Here is a 14,927-nt window from a genome sequence, read left to right on the forward strand (position 1 = left end):
AGGACGCTGTTGGCTGCCATGTTGGATCGCGCGCGTCAGGCCGGCATCGCCTGCCTTCGCGTGGCGACGGTCGCGCCGACGGTTGCGTACGAGCCTTACGCGCGGACGCGAGCGTTCTACGAGAGGTGCGGGTTCCGGCTTGAGAGTATGCAGAAACGCGGCTGGCCGGACGGAACGGACCGGGGGGATTACGTGCTGCAATTGAGGCTTTGAGGCCTGCCCGGGATCCGGTGGAGGTCACGGGGATGAGCGAACCGACCTCTGAAGATCGCGCGGGGGCTTCGAGCCGTCGCAAGCGAGGCCCCTTCGCCAAGGCTTCGGAGCCCAGGGGCGCTCGTGCGACCAGATGCGATCACGAGGAGACGTGCGCCGGCGACTCCGGGTCACCCTCACCCGGCCTCTCCCTGGAAGGGAGAGGGGGCTCCCGGCGGCCAAGAGCGGCGGCCGTAGGCACTTCGACTTCGCTCACCACAGGCACGGCCGACCTACGTTTTCCGCGTGCGGTAACGTCACGCGTCCTCTCCTCGCCCACAGGTTTGCCGCGCCGCCCGCCGAATTCATCAATCAGTGGCGTCAGCCCGATGTTTGTGCCCGTGCTCGTGATCGGGGAGGCCGACGTGAGCGACGGAAAAGCCGACTACTCCGAGATCTCGAAGGTATATGACGCCGCGCGGACGCCCGACCGGCCGCACGTCAAGTGGTGGCTGAAGAAGCTTGCCGAGGCGGGCGGGCTCGCGCCTGGGAAAAGCTTGCTCGACCTCGGGTGCGGGACGGGGCGGTGGATCATCCCGCTCGCGGAGCGGACGGGGTGCGCAGCCGTCGGAGTTGACAATTCGCGCGAGATGCTCGCCAAAGCTCGGGTGAAGGACTCGCGGGGGCGCGTGGAGTGGGTGCTCGGAGACGTCCTCGCGCCGCCGGTGGCGCAGGCGAGCTTCGACTGCGCGCTGATGTCGCTGATGCTGCATCACCTCGACGAGCCGGTCGTCGCATTTCGCGCGGTGTTCGCGGCGCTGCGGCCGGGCGGCATTTTGCTCGTTCGCCAGGGCACGCTCGATGACATCATTGACGATCCCGCGCATCGCTTCTTCCCGGAGGCGGTTACGATAGACCGCAAGCGTACGCCGCTGCGCATCGAGGTGGAGGCGTGGCTGGCGGATGCGGGATTCAGTGAAGTGACATCCGACACCGCGCGCATGCGGACGCACGACTCGCCGTGGGACTGGCTGCTGGAGGTCGAGCCGAAGGTGTGCTCGGTGTTCCGCTTGATGTCGGACGCGGCCCACGCGCGCGGGCTGGCGCGGCTGCGGGAGCACATCGAGGCGCATCCCGACGACCGATGGCTGGTGGAGGAGAGCATGACGCTGTTCCGGGCAAGGAAGGCGACATGCTCGCTGGCCTGAGCCGCGACGACCGGCTGAAGGTGCTGGGCCTGCGGAGTGACGAGGCGCCGACGGGGCGGAGATGAGACTCTGATCGCCGCCGCGCTGGAGCTGGCGACGCGGATCGGATTGGAGAGCGACAATGGACATAAGCGACGACGATCTCAACGGGGTCGCGGTTGAGATCGGGCGCCTGGCTGGCGCGAGCACGGCGGATCTGATCGGTATCGCGCCGGGTGGCGCGTTCAGCGCCGATGAACTGGGCGAACTCGGAGAACGCTTCGGGCCGGTGCGGTCGGTCGTCGTCCTTGCCCAGCACATCGTCGACCCCATGCAGGTGGTGCGTTTCCACGCGGCGGGTGACTACGACGCATCGCATGTCGCGGCATCGTTTGCGGATGCGATGCTGCGGGACGCGTGCTGGCGCGTGGTGGGGATTCTGAGCGACGCCGGCTACCGCGCAGCGATCCCGCGCAATTTGCGGTACGGAGTTGACGAGCCGCGGCACAGCATGTCGTACAAGAAGGCCGGGGAGCTGGCGGGGCTGGGGGTTTTCGGCAAGAGTCAACTTCTCATCCATCCCGAGTGGGGGCCGTGGATGAGGCTGCGGGCGGTGGTGACGGACGCCTCACTTCTGCCGGACGGGCGGATTGAGTTCTCGCCATGCGAGGACTGCGGCGCGTGCATCGCCGCGTGCCCAAGCGGTGCGCTGTCGGAACGCGGTTTCGACCGCGCGGCGTGCGAGGCGTTCTACGAGACAGTGGGCCGAGGGGCGCGGCGCATCTCGCCGCACGGCCAGATCAACTGCGACGAGTGCATGCGCGCGTGCCCGGTGGGGCCAGCGCCGCCGAGGCTCGGGGAGGCCGCTCAACGCCGATGATCCGCGCGGTGCTGTTCGATCTCGGCAATACGCTGCTTGAGTACAGCCTGCAGGGGCGGTGGCGCGAGTTCCTGCGGCAGCGGCTCGAGGAGATGTATGGCGAGATAGCGGATCGCGCGTCGCGGCCCTGCGGCGGTGAGGCAGGCGAATTCGCGGCGCGCGTCGCCGAGGTGATCGGCGGCGGGCGCGCGCGGGCGATCGAGCGCAGCGGCCGGTCGTGGCATTTCCGCGAGCGCCTGCGCGCGGGGCTGCGCGCAGCGGGCCTGTCGCCGGATGCGGAACTCATCGAGCGCCTGACGGATATCTTCTACGAACCCATCCGCGCTTGCAACAAGCCGTATCCGGACACGACGGAGGTGCTCAACCGGCTGCGCTCCGAGGGGGTCCGGCTGGCGGTCATCACGAACGCTCCGTGGGACACGCCGGCGCGATTGCTGCGGGGCGATGTGGAGCAGTGGGGCATCGGCGGTTTCTTCGATGCGTTCATCTGCTCGGGCGAGGTGCCGTGGCGCAAACCGAATCCCGCGTTCATGGTGGCAGCCGCAGAGGCGCTCGGTGTCCCGGCCCGTGAGTGCGTGGTTGTCGGCGACATGCTGGAATCCGACATCGCGGGCGCGCGGGCGGCGGACATGCGGTCCATCTGGATCAACCCTGTGGGGACGACCGCCGATGCGAGCGGGGCGCAGCCGGACTGGATGGCGTCCAACCTGACCGAAGCTGCCGCTCGCCTCAGCGCTGCGGATTGAGGAGCGCTGCGCGGCCGCGACGCCGGCTGCGGGGATAAATGCATCGCTGCCCCGTCTTGGCGTCGCAACCACCGGTGTTCCCTGATTCGCCTTGACACTCAAGCGAGCCGTTGGTATATATAGGGTGCATGAGTCGCGGGGGCGGGCGCATATGTTCCGCCTTCATCGCAGGTGCGGCGAAGAGAACCCAGGTATATCGCCCGGGCAAGGAGGTCGGCTGAATGAGCATGAGAAGCGGTGAGGTTGTCGGTGGTTTGCTGGTTGGCGCGCTGGCTGGGGCGGTTCTCGGTCTGTTGTTGGCGCCAGAGGCGGGGGAAGAGGTCAGGCAGCGCCTCAAGGAACGCGCGAGCGAGTACAAGGATCGCGCGGCGAGCGCCGGCGCCGAGTGGGTCGAGAAGGGCACGGAAGTGGTGCGCGAGAAGAAAGAGCAGCTCGCCGCGAAGCGGGGCGGTGAGGAGGAGGGCTGATACCGCGTCCGCGTATGGCTCGCACGCGGGCGTGAGCGGGTTCCGTCAAGGGACGGATGCTCGGCGCGGCGCGGCGAGATGAGCCCCGCGACGCGCGCGGCGATCTGTAGTGGAAGAGTGTCGAGCACGGCGAGTGTCCGCAGCCCGACGCTCTGTGATACATCAACATAGCCGAGTCGAACCAGCCGCACGGCTTTCGGGCCGTGCGGCTGTTGTCTGACCGGGCGCCCCAGGGGCCCCACGCCGGCCGGCGTTGGCGCAGGTACGTGTGCAATTGCGACGAAAACAGCCCCCGGCGATGGAATGCGGCGGAAGGCCTGGTCGTCGTAAATGGCGGAGAAGCACAGCGGCGCCGACGTAGAACGTACCGCGGCGGAAGAAGCCGACCTGGTGCGCCGGGCCCAGCACGGGCAGGTGGATGCGTTTGAGGCCATCTTCAGGCGCTACCAGGCGCGCATCTACACGTTCCTGCACCACATGGTGCGGCGCCGCGAGGAGGCGGAGGATCTGACGCAGACGACGTTCGTGCGGGCGTGGGATACGATCCAGGGCTTGCGCTCTCCCGGTGCGCTCGGGGCATGGTTGCATCGCATTGCGGCCAACGCAGCGCGGGACTACCTGAAGTCCGCGCGCCGGAAATCAGAGCTGCCGTTGTTCGAAGACGCGCTGAGCGAGGGGACGATGGGGCACGAGCCGGCGCCCGACCCGGCGCGCGACGCCCTCGACGCGGAAACCCGCAAGGCCGTGAGAGGCGCCATCGCCGCGCTGCCGGAGCTGCATCGCAGCGTAGTGGTGATGCACCACCTCGAAGGTATGAGCGTGGACGACATCGCGAAAGCGCTCGGTGTGCGCGCGGGGACGGTGATGTCCAGACTGTCGCGGGCGCGGGAGGCCCTGCGGGACGCGCTTGCGGAGCACCTCGACCTCGATGCGGACAGCAATGGGTGGTGAGCACCGACCGGGACGTGGATAGCGATGAGTTGCGAACATAGCAAGGACAAGCTGGCGGAATATGCCGCAGGGTTTCTGCGGGGGAGAGCTGCCCAGCGTGTAGCCGATCACGTCGCCGCGTGCGCGGATTGCCTCCGCGAGGTCGAGCGGCTGCGGCGAGCCGGGGGATTCGCGGGCGCGCTGGGCCTGGAGCAGCCGGCCCGAGATCTGTGGCCCGGCGTGCAGGCGGCGATACTGGCGCGACGCGTTCCGCAGGTGGCGTGGCGGGGGACGCTGCGCGCAGCGGTCGCCCTGGCAGTGATGCTGGCGCTGCTGGTGGGAGCGGTCTATCTCGCACGCCCCATGGGCCGACCGCCAGCCGCGCCTGTAGTCGCGGCAGACGAGGCGTCGAGCGCGTACCTGGGGCAGTACGCGGTTTCCGCCTGGCGCGCGCCCCTGGCCGATACAGCGGCCTTGGGCGACACGCTGGCTTCGGCGATGGCGACGTCGGGGGAACAGCAGCAATGAAAGCTATTTGGCTCATACCGCTGGTGATCGCGGCGCGGGTGGGCGTCGGGGCTTGGACGCAGGCCCGACTGCCTTCTCAGGCCGAGGCCGTGGAACTGCTGCGGCGGGCGCGAGAGGCGGAGCGCGCGGTGACCCTCGCGGGGACCGTCGAGTTCGAGCGTGTCACGCCCGCCGGAATCCGCAGAGGCCTGGGGCGCGTGCGGCGCGACGGGCGCAAGCTGCGGATTGATTACGAGAAGGGCGAAGCGGCCGGATTCGGCATTATTGACGACGGCGCGAGACTCTATCATCTCGATACGCGCTGGCGCGTCGCGCGGCGTGCTCCGTGGGCCGAGCGCCATCTGCCACAGCAGACCCCGGCGACGCGGAACTACGCCGCACGTACGGTAGGGGCCGCACAGGTGGCGCGGCGGCCGGCGACCGTCGTGGCGATGCGGCGGCGACCGGGCGCGCGTGCAGCAAAGCGGATGTGGCTCGACCGAGAAACGGCGTTCCCGTTGCGCAGCGCGGATTACGGCCCCGACGGCAAGCCTGAGTCCCAGAGCACGTTTACGGATGTGGATTTCGAGGCAGAGGTGCCGGCGGAGGTGTTCGAGGTGCCGAAGGACTGGCGCGTGGCGCCGGGGCCGATTGCGGTCGAGGGGCCCCACGAGACGCTGGAGTCCCTGTCCCAGGCGGTGGGGTTCGAGGTGATCGCGCCGGCCGAGATACCTGCCGGGTTCTCACTCCAATCCCTGGCCGCCCGCCGGCACTGGCGATGGGGGCGGGAGATGGCGGAACTGACGTATTCCGACGGCCTGGAGGTGCTGACAGTGGTCGAGCACCCGCGCTGGGGCCGGCAGGAAGTGGCACCGGAGCCAGGGCCGCGCGTGGGCGCGAGCGCCCCAGGCCCGGTGACGGGGCCGGGGTTCGGTCGTGGTCGCCGCGGCGGGCCGGGGGCGATGCCAGGTCCTGGGCCAAGCCATCAGCGTCGCTTCCGATTACGCGGCGGCCCCGCGTCCGAGGGGCAGATGCCCGGACCCGCCGGCATGCGCGGGCGCGGCATGCGTGGAATGGGCCACGGATTCGGCCCGCCTGATGCGCCGGTTGCTGTCGTCGAGCGCGGCCCGTATCGGGCGGTGCGCAAGCTGCTGCCCGACCGTGTCGTGATCGTGACGGGCGATCTCGATACGGCCGAGTTGCTGCGCATTGCGGATAGCGTCAGGCCGTGACGACGGCGCCGCGCGCGGTCGCGCTGCGGAAAAACCCCGACGAGCGATGGAATAGACCCGCGTTTCAATCGTCTAAACTATCGGAAAGCGGTTCGCTCGTGGCAGCGGCGGACAGGGTGAATGCGGGGGGCGCGGCATCACGAGCAACTCGCGCGAGGTGAATGAAAGGAGGAACTCGGGATGAAGAAGATGGTGGCGATAGTGATAGCGCTCGGCATGGCTCTGTCGCTGACGGCGGTTGCGGCGTGGGCGGATCAGGAGCCCGCGAAGCCGGCTCAAGCGGGAACGGCGGCTGCCGCGCCGTGGCACCCGTTGGCAGGCCAGCAGCAGCTGACCGAGCAGGAGCGGAGCTACCTGGAGCAGTCGCGGGAACTGCGGACGCGGCTCAGGCAGACCCAGCAAGAGCTCCGACAGCTGCAAGCAACCGGGACGGACGCAGCGAAGGTGCAGGAGAAGGAAGGTCAGGTGGCTCGCCTCAGGGCTGAGCTGCAGCAGCTTGACAAGGACCACCCGCAGGCGGCAGCGCGGTTCCAGGGGCGATTCGGCCGCGCCGGCGCGCGGGGCATGGGGCCTGGCGCGATGCGCGGGTACGGTCCGCAAGCCGGTCGCGGCTTCGGCCCCGGTTACGGACAAGGCCGTCGCGCGATGCGCGGCTTCGGCCCGCAGGCGGGTCGTGGTTTCGGCCCCGGGTACGGGCAAGGGCGTCGCGCGATGCTGGGCTTCGGCCCGCAGGCCGGTCGCGGCTTCGGCCCGGGTTACGGGCAAGGGCGCGGCGCGATGCGGGGCCAGGGGCCGCAGATGGGACCGGGCGTGTGCCCGCAGTGCGGCTACGGTCCCGGCGCGATGCGCGGGGCCGGGCCGCGCATGGGCCAGGGCTCCGGCATGGGCCCGCGCGGCGGTGGAATGGCCCGGCGGTTGGGGCCGGGCGGTGCAGGTGCGCGACGATAGCTGACCCTGCGCCTCGGGTTATGCCTGACCCGGGGGTGGTTGACGATAGCGATGGGCGGACGGTGTTCCGCCCATCGCGCTTTTCTGCCTGTCGCGCCGACCCGGGCTACGCTTCGCCGCCTGCGATCGACGAGCCCGAGGACTCGTCCTCTTTCGCCGCCGCGCGGCCGAACTGGGCGGCGCGGTCGGCAAAGGTCCGCAGTTTCTGCTCGACGCGGTGGTTGATGGTCTCGGGATCGTAGGTTCCGTCAGGCTTGCGCTCGCCGGCGGGCATACCGGTGAGAAGCTCGAGCGCCTCATCAATCGTGCTCACGGCATAGACGTGAAACTTGCCTTCGCGGACCGCGTCCACGACCTCGGGCTTCAGCATGAGGTGCTGCACGTTGGCGCGCGGGATGATGACGCCCTGGTCGCCCGACAGCCCCTTCACCTTGCAGGTCGTAAAGAAGCCTTCGATCTTCTGGGTCACGCCGCCGACGGCCTGGACTTCGCCGTTCTGATTCATGGAGCCGGTGACGGCGAACTGCTGCCTGACCGGCACGTCGGCGATGCTCGAGAGCAGGGCGCACATCTCGGCGACGGAGGCGCTGTCGCCCTCGACTTGCTCGTAGCTCTGCTCGAAGGCAATGCTGGCGCTAAGGGAGAGCGGGTAGTCGGGCACATATTTCCCGGCGAGGTAGCCGCTGATGATGAGGATGGCCTTGTGGAAGAGGTCGCCGCCGAGGCGCGCCTCGCGCTCGATATCCACGACCTCGAACTTGCCGAGGCGGGCGCGCGCGGTGATGCGGGTGGGTCGTCCGAAGGTGTAATCGCCGAGCGCCATGACCGAGAGTCCGTTGGCCTGGCCGACGGCTTCGCCCGCGACGTCCACGAGCAAGGAGCCTTCCCTGACGAGATCGAGGATCCGGTCTTCGAGCAGCTTGGAGCGGTAGTCGCGCTCCTCGATGGCGCGGCGGACGTCTGCGGCGGCGATGGGATCATTGCCGTTCTTGGAGGCCCAGAAGTCGGCCTCGCGCAGGAGGTCGGCGATGTCCTGGAAGCGAGTGGTGAGCTTGCCCTGGTGGTCGCAGGAGCGCGAGCCGTACTCGATGACCTCGCACACGGCGTCGCGGCGCAAGTGGCGCAGCCCGTGCTCGCGGCAGCGGGCGCTGATGAAGCCGACGTACTCGCGGATGTGCTCGGGCTCGCGCTTCATCATGACGTCGAAGTCGGCCTTGACGCGGAAGAGCTTTCTGAAGTCTTCGTCGAGATGGTAGAGCAGGTAATAGACCAGCGGCGGGCCGACCAGGATGACCTTGACGTTGACGGGGATCGGCTGGGCGCGCAGGGCGGCGGCGGGGATCGGGGAATACTGCTCGCCGATGTTCTCGATGCGCACCTCGCCGCTGCGCAGGACGGTTTTGAGGTGATCCCAGGACAGCGGATTGCGCAGCACGTCCCACGCCTGCAGGATGAGGTAGCCGCCGTCGGCGCGGTGGATGGCGCCGGCCTTGATGAGGCTGAAATTGGTGACCATGCCGCCGAAGCGCGAGCGGTACTCGAGGCGCCCGAACAGGTTGTAGTAGGTCGGGTTCCACTCGACGACGACGGGGGCGCCTTGGGTTTCGCTGTTGTCGACGAACACGTTGACGCGGTAGCGGTCGAAGGCGTCCTCGCTGAATTGCTCCTGGAGCGCGGCGATGGCGGAGGGCTGGGGCTCGTCGGGCGTCTCGGCCTGGCGGAACTGGTCGAGGTGGGCGATGATGTCGCGCTGCACCTCTTCGAGGTACGCGATGACGTGGTCGTGCTCGGCATATCGCTGGCGCAAGCCGGCCAGGAGGTGGCCGATGGCGAACAGGCCGACCTCGCGGTCGAGCTCCTCGACGCGGTCGCGGACCTCTTTCTCGAGTTGGCGCATCTGGGTGACGGCGTCGTTGACGCGCTCGCGCATGTCATCGGTCTTGCTCTCGATGTCCCGGCGCTCGTCCTCCGACAGGGCCTGGAAATCCTGGCGGCTCATGGGCTCGCCGTCGCGCAGGGGCACGACGGCGACGCCCATCGGCGTGACCTGCACGGTGAGGCCGCGGCGCTCGGCTTCCTGCTCCAGGGTCGAGAGCAACCGCTTGCGGCGCGTCTCCGTGTCTTCCAGCGCCTCGGCGCGGCGGCGGCGGTAGTTGTCGCTGTCGAAGGCGCGGGGGATTTCGCGCCGACAGGCGGCGATCAGGTCGTCCATGTCGCGGGCGAGTTCGCGGCCTTTTCCGGCAGGCAGCTCGATGGCACACGGCTCGCCCGGCACCCGGCAGTTGTGAACGTAGACCCAGTCCGGCGGCACCGGTTCCTTCTCGGCGTACTCGCCGACATAGGCCTGCACCGCGAAGTTGCGGCCGGTGCCCGAGCTGCCGCTGGCGAAGATGTTGTAGCCGCGCGCTTTGATCTCGAAGCCGAAGGTGATCGCCGTCACCGCGCGCTCCTGGCCGATGGTGCCCTCGAGCGGCTCGACCTGTTCCGTGGTCTCGAAATCGAAGAACGCCATGTCGCAGACGTGTCGCAGGTCCTCTGCCGACAACTTGAGGTGTGCTGACATTCAACTCCTCCCTGCCGCTGTGTTTCCGCCGCGGACGCTGCGCCGCTCTGCGGCCGCGCCGAGCAAATCCTTCACCTCTTGATCCGACATGTCGGGGAACTCCCAGTAGAAGCCGGCCACTGCGAACGGCCGCTCATCTGAGACGACGAGGCACACGACGCGGTCGGCCCAGGGGCGTACGGCGTCCAGGCTGTCGCGCGGAGACACGGGCACCGCGCATACCAACTCCTGTGCTCCCCGCGCGCGCGCCGACCGCAGCGCCGCGATCATCGTGTATCCCGTGGCAAGCCCGTCGTCCACCACGAGCACCGGGCGCTCGCGCAGGCCGGGAAAGGGCTTGCCTCCTCGGTACGCGCGGGCGCGGCGCTCGACCTCGGCGCGCACGCGGTTCGCCTCGCGTTCGATTTGCTGCTGTGTCAGCTCCAGGCGATGAACCATCTGCTCGTTGAGAATCACGTCGCCCTCGGCGGTGACCGCGCCGAACCCGGCCTCCGGTTCCCAGGGTATCGGGATCTTGCGCAGGACGATGACGTCGAGTTCCGCCTCGAGTGCGCGGGCGATCGGCACGCCGACGGCGACGCCGCCGCGCGGTATGCCGAGGACGACGGCATTGCGGCCGCGGTATTCGGCGAGGCTCTCGGCGAGCGTCTCGCCCGCCTCGCGCCGGTGTTTGTAGAGGGGTTGTGTCAAGATCGTGAGCCGCTCCGGCCGGTGCTGCGAGCGCGCGCTTCGCCCCGGTAGGTGATATACACCGCGCCGGCGCGCGAGTCCTGTGTGCTCGACCGCCGCTGTGACGGGGAGGTTATGGCGCGGGGAGCGCAGAACTTGGCTCGGCAATGGCTGTATGGAGGTGTACATTGCTGCGCGCGGCGACGGTTGTGGTGATATTGGCGGCGTTCTGCTCCGGCGCCGCTTGCGCCGGCTGGGAGCGCAAGGGTACGTTCGCGTTCAGCCTCGTATCCACGCACGAGGATGACAGCAGCCAGCTCTCCTGGTCGAGCGACCTCGACCTGTGGCTGACCCGTCCATTGGCCGCGAAAGAGACGATATGGATCTACCTCCAGGATGATTACGGCAAGGTGCGCGACCCGGAGCAAGGCGTGGACGCCACGGCGCCGGACCGGGTTGACTGGCAGGCGAAGTACCTGTACAAAGCCTCTCCGCAGTACAGCTACTTCATGGGGTACAGCCTGACCGGTACCCACAGCTTCGCGGACGCGGAACACGGCATCGGGCTTGGGGTGCGGCTGCCGCTGGGGCGGCACGTGCTGCTCGATTTGTCCGAGGAGCGCGTGCTGGGCGAGGACTGGCAGCACAAGATACAGCTCTACTACGCCCAGGACTTGGGCAGGCGGCTCAAGGCGACGGGCAACGGCGCGACGGCGGGGGAGCGACAATTCGCGTCCAGCGCCGACACGGGTTTAACCTACCAACTGACCAACGAACTCGCGCTGCGGCTGAACGCGGTCTTCACCAAGCCGCGCGGCGACCGCAACTGGTCGCGCACGATCCGCTTCCAGGTCGTATGGTCGCTGGGGCCCAAGCAGTGAGCACCGGACTGAAGAGGCTGGCGAGCGCAATCGCGGTCGGGATCCTGGCGGTCGCGGCGGCGCAGGCGAGCATGCCGCAGGTGCGTGTCGGCCTGACGTGGCATCAGTCCTCGGTGGTGGTTGGCTCCCCGGGGGCCTGCGTCGTTGCGGACGAGGGACAGGAGTGGCGCGCGCAGGGCGAGACGTGGACTGTGAACCTGCCCTCCTCAATTCCGGAAGGCGCGAAGCCGGACCCGCAGCCGCCCCAGGCGGAGGTCTACGTGATGGCCGGGGACGGCTCGGGGAGGTGGTGCTCGCTGCCGCTGCGGGTGCGGGCGAATGGTGGCTCCGATGGCGGTCTGTGGGCAGGCGAGAAGCGCGAGCGACTGCGGGCGTACGAGGGCGAGCTCGAGGTTATCCGCGACGCGGCGCGGATGCTCGCGGTGGTGAACGTGGTTGACCTCGAGGCGTACGCGAGGGGGGTCGTGTGCGCGGAGATGGAGGCGAACTGCCCGCCGGAGGCGTTCAAGGCGCAGGCGGTGGCGACGCGGAGCATGGCGCTGGCGAACCCGGGCCGGCACCGGGCCGATGGCTTCGATCTCTGCGCCGAGGCGCACTGCCAGGCATACCGCGGGATCACGGATCAGATGCCCGCCGGCAACGCGGCGGTGGAAGCAACGCGCGGCGAGGTCCTGATCTACGGCGGACGGGTGGCCAACGCGGTGTACCACGGCGCCTGCGGAGGACATACCGAGAGCGCGAGCGAGGTGTGGGGCGGGGCGGACGTGCCGTACCTGCGCGGGGTCGCGGACGGGGAGGGACAAAGCAACCCGGGCGCGGCCGGGTACGGGGCGGAGGACGAGCGGCTGCGCGCGTACCTGACCGGGGCGCCGCGCGTGAACTGCCGGCAGCCCGATTACCTCAATCCGACGCGGTTCCGCTGGGTGCGGGTGCTGACCCGGGATGCAGTCGAGGCGTCGCTCGCCGACATGGTGAACGTCGGGGAGGTGATGGATCTGCGGCCGCTGCGGCGAGGAGTATCCGGGCGGATCACGCGGCTGGAGATACGGGGGACACGCGGGACGAGCACACTGAGCCCGGAGTTGGTCATCCGGCGGGCGCTGGGCGGGCTGCCGAGTTCGGCGTTCGTCGTTGACCGGTACTGCGATGACGCGGGTCGGCCGGTGGTGTTCGTGCTGTGGGGCGCGGGCTGGGGCCACGGGGTCGGGATGTGCCAGACGGGAGCGGCGGGCATGGCGGGATCGGGACGGGGATATCGGGAGATACTGGCGAAGTATTATCCTGGGACTGAGGTCGAGCGGCGCTATTAGCCGAGGGCGAGGAGGGGACTATGGGCGCAAGCGGGAGCGGTCAGCCGAGGCTGAATCTGGGGGGCGCGGGCGGGCGACGCTGTGTCAAGGATTTGTCCCCGGGCGAGAGCGTGGCCGGGGCGCAGTACGCGGTGCGGTCGAAGCGGCTGGTGGAGTTCCGCAACAAGCCGGGACAGTATCTGTCGCTGGTGCTGGGCGACCGCACCGGGGACATCGCGGGGCGGGTGTGGGACAACGCGGAGGCGCTGGCGGAGCGGTTCGAGGAGGGGGATCTGGTCGCGGTCACGGGGCGGGTGGAGACGTATCAGGATCAGGCGCAGTTGATCATCGCGGACCTCGTGAAATGCCCGTCCGATCAGGTGCGGCCGGAGGATTTCCTGCCGCAGGCGGAGCGCAGCCCGGACGAGATGCTGCAGGAGCTGGTCAAGGTCTGCAAAGCGGTCCGCGATTCGGGGCTGCGCAAGCTGCTGGCGTCGTTTTTCGCTGATGCCGAGTTCGCGGACAAGTTCAAGACCTGTCCCGGGGCGAAGATGATCCATCACGCCTATATCGGCGGCCTGATCGAGCACACGCTCAACGTCGTGAAGATATGCGATAATGTGTGTGGGATCTACCCGCAGTTGGACCGCGACCTCCTGATCGCGGGCGCGCTGCTGCACGATATCGGGAAGGTTCGCGAGTACTCCTACGACACGAGCATCGAGACGACGGACGAAGGCAACCTGATCGGCCACATTGCGAACGGGCACCAGATGGTGCAAGAGGCGATGGCGAAGATTCCGGAGCTGTCGCCGGGGGTGCGGCTGCAGGTCGCGCATCTGGTAGTGACGCACCATGGGGAGCCGGAGATGGGCGCACCCAAGGCGCCGATGACCAAGGAGGCGTGCGCGCTGCATTACGCCGAGAACCTCGACGCGCAGGTCAATCGTTTTCTCAGCATCATGGCGCGGGAGACCGGTCGCGGCAGGAACTGGACCGAGTACGACCGCCTGCTCAAGCGCCGGCTGTTCGTTGGCGAGGCAGACGCCGACGGCGAACGCCCCGCCACCGAGGACTGACGCCGGACGCGGAGTCACTCGGCAGGGGCCGGCGTCGCGCGCCGTACCCACGGCGCCGGATGCCGCCGCGTTGACACGAGGAGACCACATCATGTCCGACCTAATCCGACCGGAGATAGCGAGCTTACGGCCCTACAGCCCGGGCAAGCCGATCGAGGAGGTGCAGCGGGAGTACGGGCTGACCGACATCGTCAAGCTCGCGTCGAACGAGAACCCGCTGGGGCCGTCCCCGCTCGCGCTGGAGGCGATGAAGAAGGCGATCGAGGAGACGCGGCTGTACCCGGACAATGACTGGTATCACCTGCGACGCGAGGTGGCGGAGCACCTCGGCCTGCCGTCGGAGCAGGTCGCGATCGGCCGCGGCAGCGACGAGATCATCCTCCAGATCGGGCTCGCGTTTCTGCGCCCCGGCGATCGCGCGTTCATGCCCGAGGGGCCGTTCAGCCAGTACGAGTTCACGACGCGGCTGATGGGCGGCGAGTGCGTGATGGTGCCGATGCGCGAGTACCGGTACGACCTGCGCGGAATGGCGCGGCGCTTTGACGAGCGCACGAAGATCGTATGGATCGGCAACCCGAACAACCCGACCGGCACGATCGTCACGATTGAAGAGGTCACGGAGTTCATGGATGCGGCGCCCGAGGACTGCGTGGTCGTGTTCGACGAGGCGTACTTCGAGTACGTCGAGGACGGGCATTACCCGGACACCCTGACCATGCTCAAGGAGGGCTTCGAGAACATCCTCATTCTGCGCACGTTCTCGAAGATCTACTCGCTGGCGGGGCTGCGCATCGGGTACGGGTTCGGGCCGCTGCCGTTGATCGAGCACCTGATGCGGGTGCGCGCGCCGTTCAACGTGAGCAATGTCGCGATGGAAGCGGCGCGCGCCAGCCTGCGCGATCACGCGCAGATCGAGCGCAGCGTCAAAGTCAACCGCGAGGGCAAGGAATACCTCTACGGCGAGTTCGAGCGCCTGGGGCTGGCCTACGTGCCGACCCACGCGAACTTCATACTCCTAAATGTGGCCGTGGACTGCCGCACGGTCTTCGAGGGGCTGCTGCGGCAGGGCGTGATCGTGCGCACCGGTGACATCTTCGGGATGCCGACGCACATCCGGGTGACCATCGGCCTGCCCGAGCAGAACGCGCGCTTCATCGCGGCGCTGGAGAAGACGCTGGCGGCCGTCGGCGGGGGCACCGCGTCGTGATCGTCATCGCGGCGACGGCGCGGGCAGTGGTCGCCGCGGCGGCAGTCTGGACACTTGGAGGAGATCGCCGAGCAGGCGACGGGGAGAGGGAAGACCGGCCTCTTCCGTGGGCCGGCTTCTGCCCATCCCGCGTGGAGGTGACATGAACGA

At 68.6% G+C, this 14,927-nt stretch carries 15 protein-coding genes; 13 read left to right on the forward strand and 2 right to left on the reverse strand.

Annotated features, from left to right (window positions below):
- The 9 genes from JSV65_19070 to JSV65_19110 form a co-directional block, all read left to right on the forward strand.
- Positions 1-213 (forward strand): hypothetical protein (locus JSV65_19070; protein UCH34593.1); only part of this gene is annotated, 213 nt, incomplete at its 5' end.
- A 404-nt stretch (positions 214-617) separates the two neighbouring features.
- A complete protein-coding gene (locus tag JSV65_19075; GenBank protein ID UCH34594.1) occupies positions 618-1,400 on the forward strand; it encodes a class I SAM-dependent methyltransferase in 783 nt (260 codons plus the stop codon).
- A gap of 121 nt (positions 1,401-1,521) precedes the next feature.
- Positions 1,522-2,259: an epoxyqueuosine reductase gene (locus JSV65_19080; protein UCH34595.1), complete on the forward strand. Its 738-nt coding sequence runs from the start codon at positions 1,522-1,524 to the stop codon at positions 2,257-2,259.
- Complete coding sequence (locus JSV65_19085; protein ID UCH34596.1) at positions 2,256-3,005, forward strand: HAD family hydrolase; 750 nt, start codon at positions 2,256-2,258, stop codon at positions 3,003-3,005. The genes JSV65_19080 and JSV65_19085 overlap by 4 nt, the downstream gene beginning before the upstream one ends.
- A 221-nt stretch (positions 3,006-3,226) precedes the next feature.
- On the forward strand, positions 3,227-3,472 hold the full coding sequence (locus tag JSV65_19090) for a YtxH domain-containing protein (protein ID UCH34597.1): 246 nt from the start codon (positions 3,227-3,229) through the stop codon (positions 3,470-3,472).
- A 330-nt stretch (positions 3,473-3,802) separates the two neighbouring features.
- Complete coding sequence (locus JSV65_19095; protein UCH34598.1) at positions 3,803-4,423, forward strand: sigma-70 family RNA polymerase sigma factor; 621 nt, start codon at positions 3,803-3,805, stop codon at positions 4,421-4,423.
- Between the two features lie 24 nt (positions 4,424-4,447).
- Positions 4,448-4,930 carry a hypothetical protein gene (locus JSV65_19100; GenBank protein UCH34599.1) on the forward strand — a complete coding sequence of 161 codons (483 nt, stop codon included), beginning with the start codon at positions 4,448-4,450 and terminating at the stop codon, positions 4,928-4,930.
- Positions 4,927-6,141 (forward strand): hypothetical protein, encoded by a 1,215-nt coding sequence (locus JSV65_19105; protein ID UCH34600.1) that lies wholly within the window; start codon positions 4,927-4,929, stop codon positions 6,139-6,141. Before JSV65_19100 ends, JSV65_19105 begins: the two co-directional genes overlap by 4 nt.
- 180 nt (positions 6,142-6,321) lie before the next feature.
- Entirely contained in the window at positions 6,322-7,089 is a 768-nt protein-coding gene (locus tag JSV65_19110; protein ID UCH34601.1) for a hypothetical protein, read from the forward strand.
- A 106-nt stretch (positions 7,090-7,195) separates the two neighbouring features.
- Here JSV65_19110 and JSV65_19115 read toward each other — a convergent pair whose 3' ends face one another.
- The gene (locus tag JSV65_19115) at positions 7,196-9,652 is read right to left on the reverse strand and encodes an AAA family ATPase (protein UCH34602.1); all 2,457 of its coding nucleotides are present in this window, start codon (positions 9,650-9,652) and stop codon (positions 7,196-7,198) included.
- Entirely contained in the window at positions 9,653-10,510 is an 858-nt protein-coding gene (locus JSV65_19120; protein ID UCH34603.1) for a phosphoribosyltransferase, read from the reverse strand.
- Here JSV65_19120 and JSV65_19125 point away from each other — a divergent pair.
- The 4 genes from JSV65_19125 (at position 10,510) to JSV65_19140 (ending at position 14,777) form a co-directional block, all read left to right on the forward strand.
- Entirely contained in the window at positions 10,510-11,202 is a 693-nt protein-coding gene (locus JSV65_19125; GenBank protein UCH34604.1) for a hypothetical protein, read from the forward strand. The genes JSV65_19120 and JSV65_19125 overlap by 1 nt on opposite strands.
- Positions 11,199-12,512, forward strand: coding sequence for a SpoIID/LytB domain-containing protein (locus JSV65_19130; GenBank protein UCH34605.1), 1,314 nt, complete (start codon positions 11,199-11,201; stop codon positions 12,510-12,512). The genes JSV65_19125 and JSV65_19130 overlap by 4 nt, the downstream gene beginning before the upstream one ends.
- A 20-nt stretch (positions 12,513-12,532) precedes the next feature.
- A complete protein-coding gene (locus tag JSV65_19135) occupies positions 12,533-13,570 on the forward strand; it encodes an HD domain-containing protein (GenBank protein ID UCH34606.1) in 1,038 nt (345 codons plus the stop codon).
- A 91-nt stretch (positions 13,571-13,661) separates the two neighbouring features.
- Positions 13,662-14,777: a histidinol-phosphate transaminase gene (locus JSV65_19140; GenBank protein UCH34607.1), complete on the forward strand. Its 1,116-nt coding sequence runs from the start codon at positions 13,662-13,664 to the stop codon at positions 14,775-14,777.
- Positions 14,778-14,927: the final 150 nt, after the last annotated feature.

The sequence above is a fragment of the Armatimonadota bacterium genome, assembly GCA_020354555.1.
In the GTDB taxonomy this organism is placed as follows: domain Bacteria; phylum Armatimonadota; class Hebobacteria.

Bases quoted from the DNA above. Each gene is read 5' to 3' on its own strand.
- JSV65_19090 (UCH34597.1), top strand. From the start codon at position 3,227: ATGAGCATGAGAAGCGGTGAGGTTGTCGGTGGTTTGCTGGTTGGCGCG.
- JSV65_19115 (UCH34602.1), bottom strand. From the start codon at position 9,652: ATGTCAGCACACCTCAAGTTGTCGGCAGAGGACCTGCGACACGTCTGC.
- JSV65_19140 (UCH34607.1), top strand. From the start codon at position 13,662: ATGTCCGACCTAATCCGACCGGAGATAGCGAGCTTACGGCCCTACAGC.
- JSV65_19085 (UCH34596.1), top strand. From the start codon at position 2,256: ATGATCCGCGCGGTGCTGTTCGATCTCGGCAATACGCTGCTTGAGTAC.
- JSV65_19080 (UCH34595.1), top strand. From the start codon at position 1,522: ATGGACATAAGCGACGACGATCTCAACGGGGTCGCGGTTGAGATCGGG.
- JSV65_19135 (UCH34606.1), top strand. From the start codon at position 12,533: ATGGGCGCAAGCGGGAGCGGTCAGCCGAGGCTGAATCTGGGGGGCGCG.
- JSV65_19100 (UCH34599.1), top strand. From the start codon at position 4,448: ATGAGTTGCGAACATAGCAAGGACAAGCTGGCGGAATATGCCGCAGGG.
- JSV65_19110 (UCH34601.1), top strand. From the start codon at position 6,322: ATGAAGAAGATGGTGGCGATAGTGATAGCGCTCGGCATGGCTCTGTCG.
- JSV65_19120 (UCH34603.1), bottom strand. From the start codon at position 10,510: ATGTACACCTCCATACAGCCATTGCCGAGCCAAGTTCTGCGCTCCCCG.
- JSV65_19105 (UCH34600.1), top strand. From the start codon at position 4,927: ATGAAAGCTATTTGGCTCATACCGCTGGTGATCGCGGCGCGGGTGGGC.
- JSV65_19095 (UCH34598.1), top strand. From the start codon at position 3,803: ATGGCGGAGAAGCACAGCGGCGCCGACGTAGAACGTACCGCGGCGGAA.